Source organism: Pseudomonas sp. W3I7, assembly GCF_030816095.1.
Lineage (GTDB): Bacteria > Pseudomonadota > Gammaproteobacteria > Pseudomonadales > Pseudomonadaceae > Aquipseudomonas > Aquipseudomonas salomonii.
The window spans coordinates 2,726,263-2,740,312 of record NZ_JAUSXP010000001.1 but is presented as its reverse complement, the minus strand read 5'-3'; the positions used below and the strand labels follow the sequence as shown (position 1 = coordinate 2,740,312).

Genomic DNA, 14,050 nt, shown 5'->3' with positions numbered 1-14,050 from the left:
CGTGAAAAGGTTATTGGTAAGCATAGGAGCAGCGGATGCCATGATTCGTTGCATTTACTCCAATTGCCGATACTGCCTGGGCGTAAACCCGGTCAACGCCTTGAACTGGCGGGTAAACGCGCTGTGGTCGGTGTAGCCGCATTGCAGCGCCACCTCGGTGATCGGCAGGTCGGTGTGCAACAGCCGGCGCGCATGCTCCAGGCGCACCTTCTGAATCATCTGCCGGGGCGTGAGGTGGAATACGCGTTTGCAGTAGCGCTCCAGTTGCGCCACGGAAATCCCGGCAATGCGGGTCAGCTCGCCAAGGGTGACGCGTCGGTTGAAATGCTGGCGAATGTGTTCATCCACAGCGGCCAGGCGCTGGTAGGCCGGGTGCGTTTCGCTGGCCGATTGCAGGTCCACCGAAATACCCGCCAGGCCGATGATCGTGCCCTTGTCGTTGTACAGCGGCCATTTGTGCGTCAGGCACCAGCCCGGTTCGCGGCTGCCATACAGGTGCAGCTCAAGCTGGTCTTCGAGCACAAAACCTTGCTCAAGCACGCGTCGGTCCTGCTCGGTGTAGCCCGGCCCCAATTGCGCGGGGAACACTTCGGCGCTGGTCTTGCCCAGCAGTGGATGCAGCTGTTTAAGGCCGCAGCGTTGCACCAGGGTGTGGTTGGCGAGCACGTAACGGGCGTCGATATCCTTGATGAAAATCGCGGCATTGGGGATCACATCGAGCAAGGGCAACAACTGCGCGACCCCGGCCAATAGTTGCTCGATGCTGCTGGGGCGATTGGCCTGTAGAACGCTCGCAAATGCACTGGGCACCATGGCCTGAACTCCGGTTTTTTTAGGCAGATTGCACTATGCCAGCCTCAGTATCCACACAACCTTGTGGGAGCTTGAAAGCCACACTCGGTCAAAAAATGTGGGAGCTGGCTTGCCTGCGATGCAGACGCCTCGGTCATTCAGGCAAACCGAGGTGATGCAATCGCAGGCAAGCCAGCTCCCACATAAAAGCTTAGATCGGCGGATTCAAACTGTGCCGAATTCGTCATCCACATCAACGCAAAACATCAATCGCAGCGCCCCTTGATCGGTTCAGGATATCGCCACTGCATGCCTATCCAATAACTCACAAGAAGGCGCCGCCATGTCTGCTCAAGGCAAGTTCAAGAAACAACTTTCACTGATGGACCTGACCTTTATCGGGTTAGGCGCCATCTTCGGTTCGGGCTGGTTATTTGCAGCCAGCCACGTGTCCGCCATCGCCGGCCCGGCGGGGATTATTTCCTGGTTGATCGGCGGGTTCGCCGTGCTGCTGTTGGGCATCGTGTACTGCGAACTCGGCGCCGCCCTGCCCCGCGCGGGTGGCGTGGTGCGTTACCCGGTGTACTCCCATGGCCCGTTGCTGGGCTACCTGATGGGCTTTATCACGCTGATCGCGTTTTCAAGCCTGGTGGCCATCGAAGTGGTCGCCTCGCGCCAATACGCCGCGGCCTGGTTTCCCGAACTGACCAAGGTCGGTTCCAGCGACCCGACCACCCTGGGCTGGCTGGTGCAATTGGCCCTGTTGTGCCTGTTCTTTGTGCTCAATTACCGCAGCGTCAAGACCTTCGCCATCGCCAATAACCTGGTGAGCGTATTCAAGTTCATCGTGCCGCTGCTGGTGATTGGTGTGCTGTTCACCTTCTTCAAACCGGCGAACTTCCAGACCCAGGGCTTTGCCCCGTTCGGTCTGTCGGGCATCGAGATGGCAGTGTCGGCCGGTGGGGTGATTTTTGCCTACCTGGGCCTCACACCGATCATCTCGGTGGCCAGTGAAGTGAAGAACCCGCAACGCACGATTCCGATTGCCTTGATCCTCTCGGTGCTGCTGTCGACCGCCATCTATGTACTGCTGCAAACCGCGTTCCTCGGTGGCGTGCCGACCGAGATGCTCGCCGATGGCTGGGCGGGTATCAGCAAGCAACTGGCGCTGCCGTATCGCGACATTGCCCTGGCACTGGGCGTGGGCTGGCTGGCGTACCTGGTGGTGGCCGATGCGGTGATCTCGCCCAGCGGCTGCGGCAATATCTACATGAACGCCACGCCGCGCGTGGTGTACGGCTGGGCGCAGACCGGCACGTTTTTCAAGCTCTTTACGCGCATTGATGAGAAGTCCGGCATCCCGCGTCCGGCGCTGTGGTTGACCTTTGGTTTGTCGGTGTTCTGGACCCTGCCGTTTCCGTCCTGGGAAGCGCTGATCAATGTGGTGTCGGCGGCGCTGATTCTCAGCTACGCGGTGGCCCCGGTCACCGTCGCCGCGCTGCGCCGCAATGCGCCGGGCATGGCGCGGCCGTTCCGGGTCAAAGGCATGGCGGTGCTCGGCCCGCTGTCGTTCATCATCGCCGCGCTGATTGTGTACTGGTCGGGCTGGAGCACCGTGTCGTGGTTGCTGGGCCTGCAAATTCTGATGTTTGTGGTGTACCTGCTGTGCGCACGCTGGGTGCCCACCGCGCACCTGAATCTCAAGCAGCAAGTGCGCTCGTCGGCCTGGCTGATCGGCTTTTATGCGGTGACCATCCTGCTGTCCAAGCTCGGCAGTTTCGGCGGCATCGGTGTGATCAGCCATCCGTTTGACACCCTGGTCGTCGCCCTCTGCGCCTTGGGCATCTACTACTGGGGCGCCGCCACCGGCGTACCGGCACACCTGGTGCGCCTGGAACACGAAGACGACGAAAGCGAAGCCGTCAGCGATGCGCATTACAGCGCGCCACTGTCCCCGGCCACTCACTGATGGAGCCTGTTATGAAGCGCCTGCACGTTATCGACTCCCACACCGGCGGCGAACCCACACGCCTGATAATGGACGGCTTCCCTGCGCTCGCCGGCGCAACCATTGCCGACCAGTTGCACACCTTGCGCAGCGAACACGATCAATGGCGCCGCGCCTGCTTGCTGGAGCCACGAGGCAATGACGTGCTGGTTGGTGCCCTGTACTGCGCGCCGGTCACGCCCGGCGCCACCTGCGGGGTGATCTTCTTCAACAATGCCGGCTATCTGGGCATGTGCGGCCATGGCACCATCGGCCTGGTTGCCTCCTTGCACCACTTGGGCCGCATTGGGCCTGGCGTGCACACCATCGACACGCCGGTGGGTCCGGTAGCCGCCACCTTGCACGACGACGGCGCCGTGACCTTGCGCAACGTGCCCGCCTACCGGCATCGCCAGCAGGTAGCGGTGGACGTGCCGGGCTATGGCGTGGTGCATGGCGATATCGCCTGGGGCGGCAACTGGTTTTTCCTGGTGTCGCAGCACGGCCACAGACTGGCGATGGACAACGTCGACACCCTCACCGACTACACCTGGGCGATGCTCAAAGCCCTGGAAACCCAAGGTATTCACGGTGCAGACGGTGCGTTGATCGACCATATCGAACTGTTCGCCGACGACGCCCACGCCGACAGCCGCAACTTCGTGATGTGCCCCGGCAAAGCCTACGACCGCTCGCCGTGCGGCACCGGCACCAGCGCCAAACTGGCGTGCCTGGCGGCTGACGACAAACTCGCGCCCGGCGCCACCTGGGTGCAGGCCAGCATCACCGGCAGCCAATTCGAAGGCCGTTATGAATGGGATGGCGAACGCATTCGCCCGTTCATTACCGGCCGCGGCTACATGACCGCCGACAGCACGTTGCTGATCGACGAGCAGGACCCTTTTGCCTGGGGCATCTGAGCCCGGGCCTTATTTAACTGAACGCTGGAGTTAGAACAATGAGCGACAACATCTTTACCGGTTGCATCCCTGCACTGATGACCCCGTGCACGCCTGAGCGCACACCGGACTTCGACGCTCTGGTCGCCAAGGGCCGTGAACTGATCGATATCGGCATGAGCGCCGTGGTGTATTGCGGCTCCATGGGTGACTGGCCGCTGCTGACCGAAGCCGAACGCCAGGAAGGTGTGGCCCGGCTGGTCGCCGCTGGCGTGCCGACCATCGTCGGCACCGGCGCGGTCAACAGCCGTGAAGCGGTGGCCCACGCCGCCCACGCCGCCAAGGTCGGCGCCCATGGTTTGATGGTAATCCCGCGCGTGCTGTCCCGTGGCGCTTCGGCCACCGCGCAAAAGGCGCATTTCTCGGCGATCCTCAAGGCCGCGCCGAACCTGCCGGCAGTGATCTACAACAGCCCGTATTACGGCTTCGCTACCCGCGCAGACCTGTTCTTCGAACTGCGCCGCGAACACCCCAACCTGATCGGCTTCAAGGAATTCGGCGGCGGCGCCGACCTGCGCTACGCAGCAGAAAACATCACCTCCCAGGACGATGCCGTGACCCTGATGGTCGGCGTCGACACCCAAGTGGTGCACGGTTTCGTCAATTGCAACGCCACCGGCGCCATCACCGGTATTGGTAACGCGCTGCCGCGGGAAGTGCTGCAACTGGTGGCCCTGAGCAAAAAAGCCGCCAAAGGCGACGCCAAGGCCCGGCGCCTGGCCCGTGAGCTGGAAGCCGCACTGAGTGTGCTGTCGTCTTTCGATGAGGGCTGCGACCTGGTGCTGTATTACAAGCACTTGATGGTGCTCAACGGCGACCAGGGCTACGCCCTGCACTTCAACGAAACCGACGCACTCAGCACCGCCCAACAGCGTTATGCCGAGCACCAGTACGCGTTGTTCCGCCAGTGGTACGCCAACTGGTCGGCTGAACAGAACGTCGCCTGACCCCCTCGCGCGCCGCTGTGGTTCTCACAGCGGCCAACCCTCACCTTTCAAGGACTCCCCATGACTCTGACGGGCAAGATGCTGATCGGTCAGCACGCAATCCTCGGCCATCGAGAAGCAATCCAGGCGATTAATCCCGCCACCGACCTGCCCTTGGCGCCTGCCTACCCTGGCGGCGATCGCGAGCACGTCGACCAAGCCTGTGCCTTGGCCTGGGCTGCGTTTGACACCTATCGCGACACCTCACCGGCAGAGCGCGCAGCGTTTCTAGAAGCGATTGCCGACAACATTGAAGCCCTTGGCGATGAACTGATCGAACGCGCCGCAGCCGAAACCGGCCTGCCGCGCGCGCGGATCCAGGGCGAACGCGGCCGCACCTGCGCGCAATTGCGCACATTCGCCCGCACTGTGCGCGCCGGTGAATGGCTGGACGTGCGCGTCGACACCGCGCAACCGACGCGTCAGCCATTGCCACGTGCAGACCTGCGCCAGCGGCATATTGCGCTGGGGCCGGTGGCGGTGTTTGGTGCGAGCAATTTCCCCTTGGCCTTCTCGGTGGCGGGCGGCGATACCGCCTCTGCGCTCGCCGCCGGTTGCCCGGTGATCGCCAAGGCCCATGGTGCGCATCCCGGCACCAGTGAACTGGTCGGCGGTGCGCTGGCCAAGGCCGTTAAGGACTGTGGTTTGCCAGATGGGGTGTTTTCGCTGTTGTATGGCTCAGGGCGCGAAGTCGGCATGGCATTGGTCACCGACCCGCGTATCAAGGCAGTGGGGTTTACCGGCTCACGCAGCGGCGGTCTCGCCCTGACCCAGGCGGCGCAAGCGCGGCCGGAGCCGATTCCGGTGTATGCGGAAATGAGTTCGATCAACCCGGTGTATCTGTTTCCTGCGGCGTTGCACACGCGTGCAGAGGCGTTGGCCCAGGGTTTTGTCGCCTCGTTGACCCAAGGCGCCGGGCAGTTTTGCACCAACCCTGGGTTGGTGATTGCGGTCGCAGGCGCGGCACTCGAGCGCTTTGTCGCCACGGCGAGTGAGTTGCTCCCGGCATGCGCCGCCCAGACCATGCTGACGCCAGGTATTTTCCAGGCCTATGAAGCGGGCGTCGGCAGCTTGACCGAACACGCCCAAATCGTCGCCAAAGGCATGGCGGCGCAAGGCCCGAATCAAGGCCAGGCGCAGCTGTTTGTGGCCCAGGCCAGCGCGTTTTTGCGCAATGAGCATCTGCAAGCGGAAGTCTTCGGCGCGGCCTCTCTGGTGGTGGTGTGTGCCGACGACGAGCAAGTGCGCCAGGTTTCCGAGCATTTGGAAGGCCAATTGACCGCCACACTGCACCTGGACGACGCCGACCTGGCACGCGCCCAAGCCCTGCTGCCGATATTGGAACGCAAGGCCGGGCGCCTGCTGGTCAACGGCTGGCCGACCGGTGTGGAAGTGTGCGACGCCATGGTCCACGGCGGCCCGTTCCCGGCCACCAGCGACTCACGCAGCACCTCGGTTGGCACCGCAGCGATCCTGCGCTTTCTGCGCCCGGTGTGTTACCAGGACTTCCCGGACAGCTTGTTGCCCGCTGCGCTGCAACACGCCAACCCGCTGCTGTTGCGGCGTTTGCTCGACGGCCACAGAGAGGCCTGAACCATGAGTGACAGCAACCGTGCTGATATCGCTGTGATCGGCGCCGGCATCATTGGCGTCGCCTGCGCCCTGCAATTGGCCCGGCAAGGCCAGCACGTGGTGGTCATCGACCCACAGGCGCCGGGCATGGGCGCCTCCTATGGCAACGCTGGGCATTTGGCCACCGAGCAAGTGTTCCCGATTGCCGACGTGTCGATCCTCAAGCGCCTGCCCGCCATGCTGATGGACCCCATGGGCCCGCTGCGCCTGGACTGGAAGTACCTGCCACGCGCCCTGCCCTGGTTTGCGCGGCTGTTGCTCAACCTGCGCCCGGCAAGCTACCGGCGCACGGTGGCGGGCATTCGTGCACTGAACGAGGCCAGCCTGGGCGCGTGGCAACGCCTGCTGCTGTCCATTGAGCAGCCGCAGTTGTTGCATACGGACGGTTCGTTGTTAGTGTTCGAGCGTGCTGAGTCCGGGCAAGCCATCGACGCGTTGCGTCAACGCATGCAGCAGCAGCATGTGCCGGTGGAATTCTGGCCCCGCGAGGCCATACGCAAGGCCGCACCGCAACTGAGCGAGGCGATTCAGGGCGGCCTGTTCTTCCCCGCTACAGGGCATTTTATCGATCCATACAGCGTGGTGTGCGCACTGGTGAGCGCGGCCAAGGCTTGCGGTGTGCAGTTTGTGCAGCAACGCGTGCTCGATGGGCGCCTGGAATCGGACGGCGTATCACTGCTGACCGATCAAGGCAGCCTGAGCGCTCGCCAGGTATTGATCGCCTGCGGCGCCCATTCGGCCAAACTCACCGCTGCACTCACCGGCACATCGGTCCCGCTGGACACCGAGCGCGGCTATCACCTGATGCTGCCCCACGAGCACCAGCGCCTGCCCTTTGCCGTGACCTCGTTCGAGCGCAAATTCATCATGACGCCGATGCGCGATGGCTTGCGCCTGGCCGGCACGGTCGAGTTCGCAGGCTTGGCGCGCCCCGCCAATATGCAACGCGCCTGGCAGTTACACCGCTTGAGCCAGGGCTTGTTTCGCCAGGACTTGAGCACCCGGGACGCAACCCCCTGGATGGGCTTTCGCCCGTCGTTGCCGGACTCGCTGCCGATCATTGATCGGGTGGCGGATGGCAAGGTGTTGCTTGCATTTGGGCATCAGCACTTGGGGTTGACGCAGGCGGCGGTGACAGCGGAGATGATCGTGCAACTGGCCGCGCCGGGTAAGCGCGTGGCGCTGCCGGAACTGGCCCCTTACCGATTGGCGCGTTTTTAGGCTTTGTGGCGAGCACAGTGACAGTGTTCGCCCCCAACGCTACTTGACCAAGCGCTTCTCTTTGGACGGCCGATAGCCGAAATACGCGCTATAGCACTTACTGAAATGGCTCGGCGACACAAACCCGCACGCCACCAGCACATCCACCTGTGACAGCTCGGTGTGCTGCAACAAGCGCCGCGCCTCGGTGACGCGCAGTTCCATGTAATAGCGTTGCGGCGTGGTGCCCAGTTGCTCCTTGAACAGGCGTTCGAGTTGGCGCCGCGAACGGCCGGCGTAGACCGCCAATTGGTCCAGTTCCAAGGGTTCTTCAAGGTTGGCGTCCATCAGCTTCACCACTTCACGCAGTGGCGCACTGACGCTGATGTTTTCCGTGGGTTTGATACGCCGGTAGCGCGATTCTTCAAACGCCAGGATGTCCTCGATGCCTTCGACCAGGGCTTTGCCATGCAGACTTTTGATCCAGTCCAGGGCCATGTGGAACGCGCCCGATGGGCTGGAGGCCGTGAGGCGATCGCGGTCGATCACGTAGGGTTCGCTGGTGACCTGGGCAGCCTTGGAGACTTCCGACAGCGCCGGCCGATGCTCCGGGTGGATCGCGCAACGATAGCCCTGCAACAGCCCGGCGCGGCCAAGGAACCAGGCGCCGTTCCACAGGCCGGCGAGGCTCACGCCTTGTTCGGCGGCGCTGCGCAACAGCTGGGTGAACTCATCGCCGGCTTTGAGCTCGGTGCGAAAACCACCACAGATCACCAGCAAATCCAGGTCCGGCAATGCCGACGCCTCCAGCCGCGCATCCGGGCGGATCACCAGGCCGAGGTCGCTGATGACTTCGCCCTCGTCACAGCCGAACGTGCGCGTGGCAAACAGATCGGGGCGTAGCAGGTTGGCAGTGATCAGCGTGTCGAGGGTCTGGGTGAATGCCGGCAGGGAGAAGTGTTCGAGCAGCAAAAAACCGACGCGGGTGACCGGCGACGGCTGTTGGAAGTTTTCATTCAGGTAGCGCAGGTTCTTGCCTTTCATGCCACCGCTGAACTGACGTCTTTCCATCGAGGCTTGGCCCACTCTTATTATTGATGCAGTGGGCGCTATCTTAGGGGCAAATGCGCCGGCTGTCGTGCCGCATTCCCGCAAAGAATAGTTCCTATGCGGCGCGCCGCTTCACTGGCAGCCGCCACGATGAAGGACGCTTGCCTAGTGATGGTCAACACGGCCTTCAAGCCTGATCTTTACAAAAGCGCCCGCCTCCCAGGCCCGTAGCCTGGCCGCTGCAGGCCCATCTGATACGGTTTTTTCTTTGCTATCTGCGTCTGTATCAAAACGCCGGTGAAGCGGACAATGGGCGCCATCCCGACACTCCTGTCGACTCCCTTCCCTTCGGAGGCCTTATGACCAAGATGGCACTTTTCCTGTTCGGTTTTCTGGTGCTGACCATCGGCATCGGCTTGCTGGCAACCATCTCGCCGGTGTGAGGTTCAGCGCAACGCCACTGCCTCACGCAAAAAGCATCGGGTACAACGACAGCACCAACAGCGCCGCCATCGACCCATTGAATACCCGCAACCAACGCGGCTCGCGCAGCACGTTGCGCAAGCCACTGCCACAGCCCACCCACACGCACACACTGGGCAGGTTGACCACGGCAAATACCAGTGCGATCACCAACACATTGGTCACGTAGCCTTCGGCCGGCGTGTAGGTGGTGATCGCCCCCAGCGCCATGATCCACGCCTTGGGGTTGACCCATTGAAACGCGGCCGCGCCAAGAAAGGTCATGGGTTTGCCGCGCTCGTCAGGGTTCTCGGACATGCCGCCAGCCGTGGCGATCTTCCACGCCAGGTAAAGCAAATAGGTCGCGCCCACATAGCGCAAAACCGTGTAGGCCCACGGAAACACCTTGAACACTTCGCCCAGGCCCAGACCTACCGAAATCACCAACAGCATGAAGCCGATGCTGATCCCCAGCGCGTGGGGCATCGAGCGGCGAAAGCCAAAGTTCACCCCCGAAGCGAGCAACATGGTGTTGTTCGGGCCGGGCGTGATCGAGGACACGAAGGCAAACAGTACAAAAGCGGACAACAGGCTGGTGGACATGAACATGGCGCGGCATCCAAACGGTAGTGGTATGCCTGCGACAGTAGTGGGTTACAGCCCTTGTCGCCCCGTACAGATAGGGGCGGATCGAGGCGTACACTTTGCGTTATCGAGCAGTTGGCGACAGTGTTAGGCGCTGGCTTGTGTGCCTCGACCATCAAAGCCGGACTTGCGCGGATGTCGAGCTGTTGAAGGATTTTGCATGGCTGTGTAAGGCGCATGGGTTAGGCTGGACGCGGTACGGGGTTCTACGTGCAAAGACCAAGGAAGAGCATGATCACCATTCATAAAGCGACAACAGCTGATATCGATACGCTGCGCGAGGTCGGCTGCCAGACCTATCGCGAGCATTTTTCGACGTTATGGTCGCCTGCCGGTATGCAGGGTTTTCTTGAGCAGGATTTTTCACCCACTGCGCTGCGCCAGTCCCTCGAACTGCCAGGCAGGCATGCGTGGTTTATTGCTTGCGATGAACAAGGCAGAGCCGTCGGGTTTGCCAAAGTGAATTGGGCAGTGCCTGCGCCGTTAACCGCTGAAGTGGGCGCGGAGCTGCAGAAAATCTACCTGCTTAAATCCGCCGCCGGGTTGGGTTACGGCAAGCAACTGCTGCAGTGTGTTCGCGATGAAGTCGCGCAACGTGGTGAGCACTTGCTGTGGCTGGACGTTCTTAAAACCAATGCCAATGCACAGGGCTTTTATGGCGCATTCGGGTTTCGCCACATGGGCGAAATCCCCTTCAGCACGGACCTTGCCGACATCGGGATGGTCGTTATGGGACTTGAATTGAAACAGCAGGCGCAGCGCTAAAATGGCCGAACTGATAGAGGGCCTCGACGGGCCCAGAACCGCGCAACAAGAACTGTTTTACGACCTCGACGATGCACGGGCAGTTATCGGCTGGTCGGTGGTTGAGCTGACGGCGATGGCCTCGAACGGCAGGACACCCGATGAAGCGGTGGCGCTGATGAAAATATGCGAATTGTTGGCTGCGCAACAGGCAAAGCTTGGCGTGTACGCCGAGGAAGTGAAGGCGCAACGGATTGTCCGCGCTGAGGCCTAGCGAGTAATAAAAAAGGAATTTATACATGCCGTTTTCATTGCAAGAAAGAACCGCGTTGCTCGCGCTCAAGGGCGTAAATGCTGCACGTTTTTATGACCATCACCCATCAATTAAAGGCGAACACCGTTACTGTGGCGAGCAGGCTTGCCCTGCGTTGGGCTGCGAAGCAGCCCCACCTCACCCTAACTGACGTGTCACGCCGCCTGAAACAGCGTCGGACAGCGGTTTGTCCGTTGTGAAGGTGGACGGGTAGCCGACGCGGATGGTGTCACCCGGCTCTAGCTCAGCCCAGGTGCCGTGGAAAAACTGGCGGGTGAATGCGCCGGCAGTAGTGGACATGGAGTGTTGTTCCTGGGAGTAAGAGAGCTAGGGTAATTACACAAAAAAAGATCTAATGCAGAAGCCAAAACAGTGATGGCACTGTAGCATCAACGCTTTTGTTTTGAGGCTCCCGCATGAACAAAAAACTTCTATATTGCACCTTCGCGCCTATCACATTGGCAGCTGTTGTTTATACCTTTCTTCTGTACGTCAATGTGGACCCATCGTATGAATTCAGGTTCTTAATGGCGCTCGCTGCGCTCATCGTGATGATCATGTGCGTGGCTGCGCACCTTGGCGCACTCGCTGATAACAAAGCGTTTCTGGAGGAAATAAACCGCTTTCCCACCGTGCGCATCACCCACCGACTGACTCGTGAAAACCTGATCAAGAAAATGCAGGCAGGCGTATTGATACCCTATCCGGCAAAACACGGCGGCCTGCCAGAATGGTTCGCCCATTGGATGGATGGCAAAGACCCAGCCACCTGGGTGTCCATTGGCAAGCCTCAAGACGTCAGCCCTGCTTTGCTGGGCTCCGTTCGTCAAAAAGAATGGACAATGGCAATCTCATTCCAAGTGCCAAGTGCAGACATCGTGATGCCGTCCGGCTTTATGAAACGCCCGTTTGGCTGCTACCAACAGCGGTTGCTCAAGACGGTGAAGATCCCGCGCAACGCTGATCTTTATGAACGCGTAGGGAAAAACTGGCAGCTGCTGAGCCGTCAGGAACGCCAAATACTGCGCGTTCAGGCTGCTAAGCCGGTAGCGGTTTAACAACCGAAAGGGAGGGGTTTACATCACTGAACATAGGCCCGTCCCTTCTACCCTCATCAGCGTTGGTCAATTTCTATTTTTTGCGTTGGATCGGGGCTGTACTTTTGGCGTTTTAATTGCGGATCACCTTTGGCCAGGCAAAAGAAGAATATCTCCGCCTCCCCGCAGCCGCCGTGCAAGGCGCATTCGCTTGACTGCATATGGTCTAGAAGAATTTCACGGCCTTGATACTCACAAAACTGATTCGCTTCTTTCAGCGCCTGGCCTTTCGCCGAGGCCGGCCCACCAAGGGGAACTCGCGTTGAAATGGTGTAGGTGTCAGGCCCCACTTTTATAGGACCGCTGTCGGCGCAGGCTGCGAGCATTGCCGTGACTAAAACCATCAGCCAGATTTTCATTGTTATCCCCCAGGAAAGGCATGAGGGTACATGGCACCTCGCCAGCTCGCCTTATAATTTTACTTTCTGAACGTCGCTAACGCTGCTCTGCTTGGTCTCGGACGTTTCCCACAAACTAACGAGGTTGAGCCATAGGAGGTGACTTGGTTAGGATTTGCCGTCGCAGTAATTACTGTGACCGGGCGTCGCAACCTGAATTGTCTGAGTATTGTTCTATGGAGCATCACTCTTGAAAACATCCGCACCTGGCAACGACCATTTGACTAACGCGTTTAAAGTGAGGACAGAATTAAGCACGGAAGACGCACTAGTGAATGCAAGTGAAATTTTAGCTTCGGCATCGGTTATGGCTAATGAACAAGCATTCGGATCAACTGGATCGCGGCGGCTTCAAATACTTGGGTTGGCGCAGCTGATTGAGAACGCGCAACTGCTCGTGGATGATGCGTTGGAGAAATTGAGTCCAACAGCCGCTGAGCATTGACCGCCTAGCAATTGAAGACGGGGAAGACCACCATTTTTAACATTCAGAAATTGTGGTCTGTCCCCTATATTAGTCCAAAACCACCTACTTCGAATCTGTCTCAGAGCGTGGCCCGGAATGTTTCCTTTTACTGAAAAGCGGGGTTTCAATAAGTCTATATTTATTTAATATCGACTCAACTTCGGATATTGGTACTCCGAGTATTTTTGCCGTATTAATAATTTCAGCGATAGTTATTTCAGGAGTCTGAGCCATAGCCAATATTTTAAGGATACTGCTAGGTGGACCAACCTCAATTACGGGGTCGCTAGGTATAGAAGCACGATGCTCTAACTCTCGCACCCTGCCAGCCAACATCCTAGTGTTAGACAAAATTTCTGCCAAAATACTATCGCCGGATCTCGGAGCGACGTCTACCTCCGCAGGCGTGGCTTCAAGAACCTCTTTGAACGAGGACTCGAATTTAGGCCAATATGTATCAAACACCTGTTTCAATATCCGCTCATCTAAACGGGCACTTTCTAAGCAGGAATTCAGCGAGCTTATTAGCCCCCACATTGAGGAGCGCTCTGGTGATGTATGGTTGAATTGTGCCAATGGGTCTTCAATGTCAGACGGAGACAAATCAATTAGAAAGGTACAGACACGATTGGTACTCAGGCCCTTGGCAAGTGCACCAGTTTCAAAAAGAATCCAAGGCTTATTTTTGTTTTCCTGAGTCAAACACACTATGCCAGCAGCCGTCTCCCGGAGCTGATCTGATATTTCAGAAAACCATATTGCACCTTTGTCAATATCACGTGTAGATATCCAGGGCTGAGAAGCCTGCAACACACATTTGATCCAGTCGCTCAGCAACTCTGCGACTGCCTTGCTCCTTTGTCCTGACCAGCTTACGAAAACCTTCATCCCGGATCCTTTGGCATGCATAAAAGAAGCAATATCTCACAGCGCTTACAGAAATCACATCCCCCATACTGGGACTTTCTGGACACCAACCGAGGGAGTATATCTCTGTTAACTAGTACCTACGACTATCCATAGCCCGCAATCAATTCCAAGCTTCACTGTCGTAGAGGCAATGAATGGCAAGGGCTTCACCCTAAGATTGCAGAACGCATGCCAGCAGTTGCGGAACGGTTCTTAAATCACAAGCAATAAAAACCCCGTAGACGTTAATCTACGGGGTTTCTAAGAGTGGAGGCCGAGGTCGGAATCGAACCGGCGTAGGCGGATTTGCAATCCGTGCGTGAAACTCAAGCGGGCTGCGGCCTGTAGCCAAATTCATTTCCGAAACCGCGCCATTTTCTGTGCCCTGGAGGCCGCGCAGAATGCGGGTT

The 14,050-nt window shown here is 59.2% G+C and carries 15 protein-coding genes; 9 read left to right on the top strand and 6 right to left on the bottom strand.

All coding sequences use genetic code 11. The annotated features are described in order from the left end of the window. Nucleotides 1-54: 54 nt before the first annotated feature. Nucleotides 55-813 (bottom strand): AraC family transcriptional regulator, encoded by a 759-nt coding sequence (locus QF043_RS12765; RefSeq protein ID WP_307418745.1) that lies wholly within the window; start codon nt 811-813, stop codon nt 55-57. A gap of 322 nt (nt 814-1,135) precedes the next feature. On the opposite strand from QF043_RS12765, the gene QF043_RS12760 reads away from it, so the two are divergent. From QF043_RS12760 to QF043_RS12740, 5 genes are read left to right on the top strand one after another with little or no spacing between them, the layout of a single operon-like run. Next, on the top strand, nt 1,136-2,761 hold the full coding sequence (locus QF043_RS12760; RefSeq protein WP_307418744.1) for an APC family permease: 1,626 nt from the start codon (nt 1,136-1,138) through the stop codon (nt 2,759-2,761). A gap of 11 nt (nt 2,762-2,772) precedes the next feature. Then, a complete protein-coding gene (locus QF043_RS12755) occupies nt 2,773-3,699 on the top strand; it encodes a 4-hydroxyproline epimerase (protein WP_307418743.1) in 927 nt (308 codons plus the stop codon). Between the two features lie 38 nt (nt 3,700-3,737). Then, nucleotides 3,738-4,685, top strand: coding sequence for a dihydrodipicolinate synthase family protein (locus QF043_RS12750; protein WP_307418742.1), 948 nt, complete (start codon nt 3,738-3,740; stop codon nt 4,683-4,685). Nucleotides 4,686-4,745: 60 nt separating this feature from the next. Beyond that, nucleotides 4,746-6,317, top strand: a complete 1,572-nt coding sequence (locus QF043_RS12745; RefSeq protein ID WP_307418741.1) for an aldehyde dehydrogenase (NADP(+)) — start codon at nt 4,746-4,748, stop codon at nt 6,315-6,317. 3 nt (nt 6,318-6,320) lie between these two features. After that, nucleotides 6,321-7,577, top strand: a complete 1,257-nt coding sequence (locus tag QF043_RS12740) for an FAD-binding oxidoreductase (RefSeq protein ID WP_307418740.1) — start codon at nt 6,321-6,323, stop codon at nt 7,575-7,577. A gap of 39 nt (nt 7,578-7,616) precedes the next feature. On the opposite strand, the gene QF043_RS12735 is transcribed toward QF043_RS12740, so the two are convergent. Together QF043_RS12735 and QF043_RS12730 are read right to left on the bottom strand one after the other, a co-directional pair. Further along, on the bottom strand, nt 7,617-8,600 hold the full coding sequence (locus QF043_RS12735) for a GlxA family transcriptional regulator (RefSeq protein ID WP_056860122.1): 984 nt from the start codon (nt 8,598-8,600) through the stop codon (nt 7,617-7,619). A gap of 471 nt (nt 8,601-9,071) precedes the next feature. After that, complete coding sequence (locus tag QF043_RS12730; protein WP_056860123.1) at nt 9,072-9,677, bottom strand: LysE family translocator; 606 nt, start codon at nt 9,675-9,677, stop codon at nt 9,072-9,074. 267 nt (nt 9,678-9,944) lie between these two features. Between QF043_RS12730 and QF043_RS12725 the strand changes: the two genes are divergently transcribed. Both QF043_RS12725 and QF043_RS12720 read left to right on the top strand, forming a co-directional pair. Next, nucleotides 9,945-10,478: a GNAT family N-acetyltransferase gene (locus tag QF043_RS12725; RefSeq protein ID WP_307418739.1), complete on the top strand. Its 534-nt coding sequence runs from the start codon at nt 9,945-9,947 to the stop codon at nt 10,476-10,478. A gap of 1 nt (nt 10,479) precedes the next feature. Beyond that, entirely contained in the window at nt 10,480-10,731 is a 252-nt protein-coding gene (locus QF043_RS12720) for a hypothetical protein (protein WP_307418738.1), read from the top strand. A 177-nt stretch (nt 10,732-10,908) separates the two neighbouring features. Here the strand turns inward: QF043_RS12720 and QF043_RS12715 are convergent, their stop codons facing one another. Continuing rightward, nucleotides 10,909-11,070: a hypothetical protein gene (locus QF043_RS12715; protein WP_373460683.1), complete on the bottom strand. Its 162-nt coding sequence runs from the start codon at nt 11,068-11,070 to the stop codon at nt 10,909-10,911. A gap of 116 nt (nt 11,071-11,186) precedes the next feature. Between QF043_RS12715 and QF043_RS12710 the strand changes: the two genes are divergently transcribed. After that, nucleotides 11,187-11,828, top strand: a complete 642-nt coding sequence (locus QF043_RS12710) for a hypothetical protein (RefSeq protein ID WP_236371168.1) — start codon at nt 11,187-11,189, stop codon at nt 11,826-11,828. 56 nt (nt 11,829-11,884) lie between these two features. Here QF043_RS12710 and QF043_RS12705 read toward each other — a convergent pair whose 3' ends face one another. Beyond that, nucleotides 11,885-12,226: a hypothetical protein gene (locus tag QF043_RS12705; RefSeq protein ID WP_235593075.1), complete on the bottom strand. Its 342-nt coding sequence runs from the start codon at nt 12,224-12,226 to the stop codon at nt 11,885-11,887. 229 nt (nt 12,227-12,455) lie between these two features. Between QF043_RS12705 and QF043_RS12700 the strand changes: the two genes are divergently transcribed. Further along, nucleotides 12,456-12,710, top strand: a complete 255-nt coding sequence (locus QF043_RS12700; RefSeq protein ID WP_235593076.1) for a DUF6124 family protein — start codon at nt 12,456-12,458, stop codon at nt 12,708-12,710. Between the two features lie 84 nt (nt 12,711-12,794). Here the strand turns inward: QF043_RS12700 and QF043_RS12695 are convergent, their stop codons facing one another. Next, nucleotides 12,795-13,619, bottom strand: a complete 825-nt coding sequence (locus tag QF043_RS12695; RefSeq protein ID WP_058420407.1) for a TIR domain-containing protein — start codon at nt 13,617-13,619, stop codon at nt 12,795-12,797. Nucleotides 13,620-14,050: the final 431 nt, after the last annotated feature.

Bases quoted from the DNA above. Each gene is read 5' to 3' on its own strand.
- QF043_RS12765 (WP_307418745.1), bottom strand. From the start codon at position 813: ATGGTGCCCAGTGCATTTGCGAGCGTTCTACAGGCCAATCGCCCCAGC.
- QF043_RS12760 (WP_307418744.1), top strand. From the start codon at position 1,136: ATGTCTGCTCAAGGCAAGTTCAAGAAACAACTTTCACTGATGGACCTG.
- QF043_RS12755 (WP_307418743.1), top strand. From the start codon at position 2,773: ATGAAGCGCCTGCACGTTATCGACTCCCACACCGGCGGCGAACCCACA.
- QF043_RS12750 (WP_307418742.1), top strand. From the start codon at position 3,738: ATGAGCGACAACATCTTTACCGGTTGCATCCCTGCACTGATGACCCCG.
- QF043_RS12745 (WP_307418741.1), top strand. From the start codon at position 4,746: ATGACTCTGACGGGCAAGATGCTGATCGGTCAGCACGCAATCCTCGGC.
- QF043_RS12740 (WP_307418740.1), top strand. From the start codon at position 6,321: ATGAGTGACAGCAACCGTGCTGATATCGCTGTGATCGGCGCCGGCATC.
- QF043_RS12735 (WP_056860122.1), bottom strand. From the start codon at position 8,600: ATGAAAGGCAAGAACCTGCGCTACCTGAATGAAAACTTCCAACAGCCG.
- QF043_RS12730 (WP_056860123.1), bottom strand. From the start codon at position 9,677: ATGTTCATGTCCACCAGCCTGTTGTCCGCTTTTGTACTGTTTGCCTTC.
- QF043_RS12725 (WP_307418739.1), top strand. From the start codon at position 9,945: ATGATCACCATTCATAAAGCGACAACAGCTGATATCGATACGCTGCGC.
- QF043_RS12720 (WP_307418738.1), top strand. From the start codon at position 10,480: ATGGCCGAACTGATAGAGGGCCTCGACGGGCCCAGAACCGCGCAACAA.
- QF043_RS12715 (WP_373460683.1), bottom strand. From the start codon at position 11,070: ATGTCCACTACTGCCGGCGCATTCACCCGCCAGTTTTTCCACGGCACC.
- QF043_RS12710 (WP_236371168.1), top strand. From the start codon at position 11,187: ATGAACAAAAAACTTCTATATTGCACCTTCGCGCCTATCACATTGGCA.
- QF043_RS12705 (WP_235593075.1), bottom strand. From the start codon at position 12,226: ATGAAAATCTGGCTGATGGTTTTAGTCACGGCAATGCTCGCAGCCTGC.
- QF043_RS12695 (WP_058420407.1), bottom strand. From the start codon at position 13,619: ATGAAGGTTTTCGTAAGCTGGTCAGGACAAAGGAGCAAGGCAGTCGCA.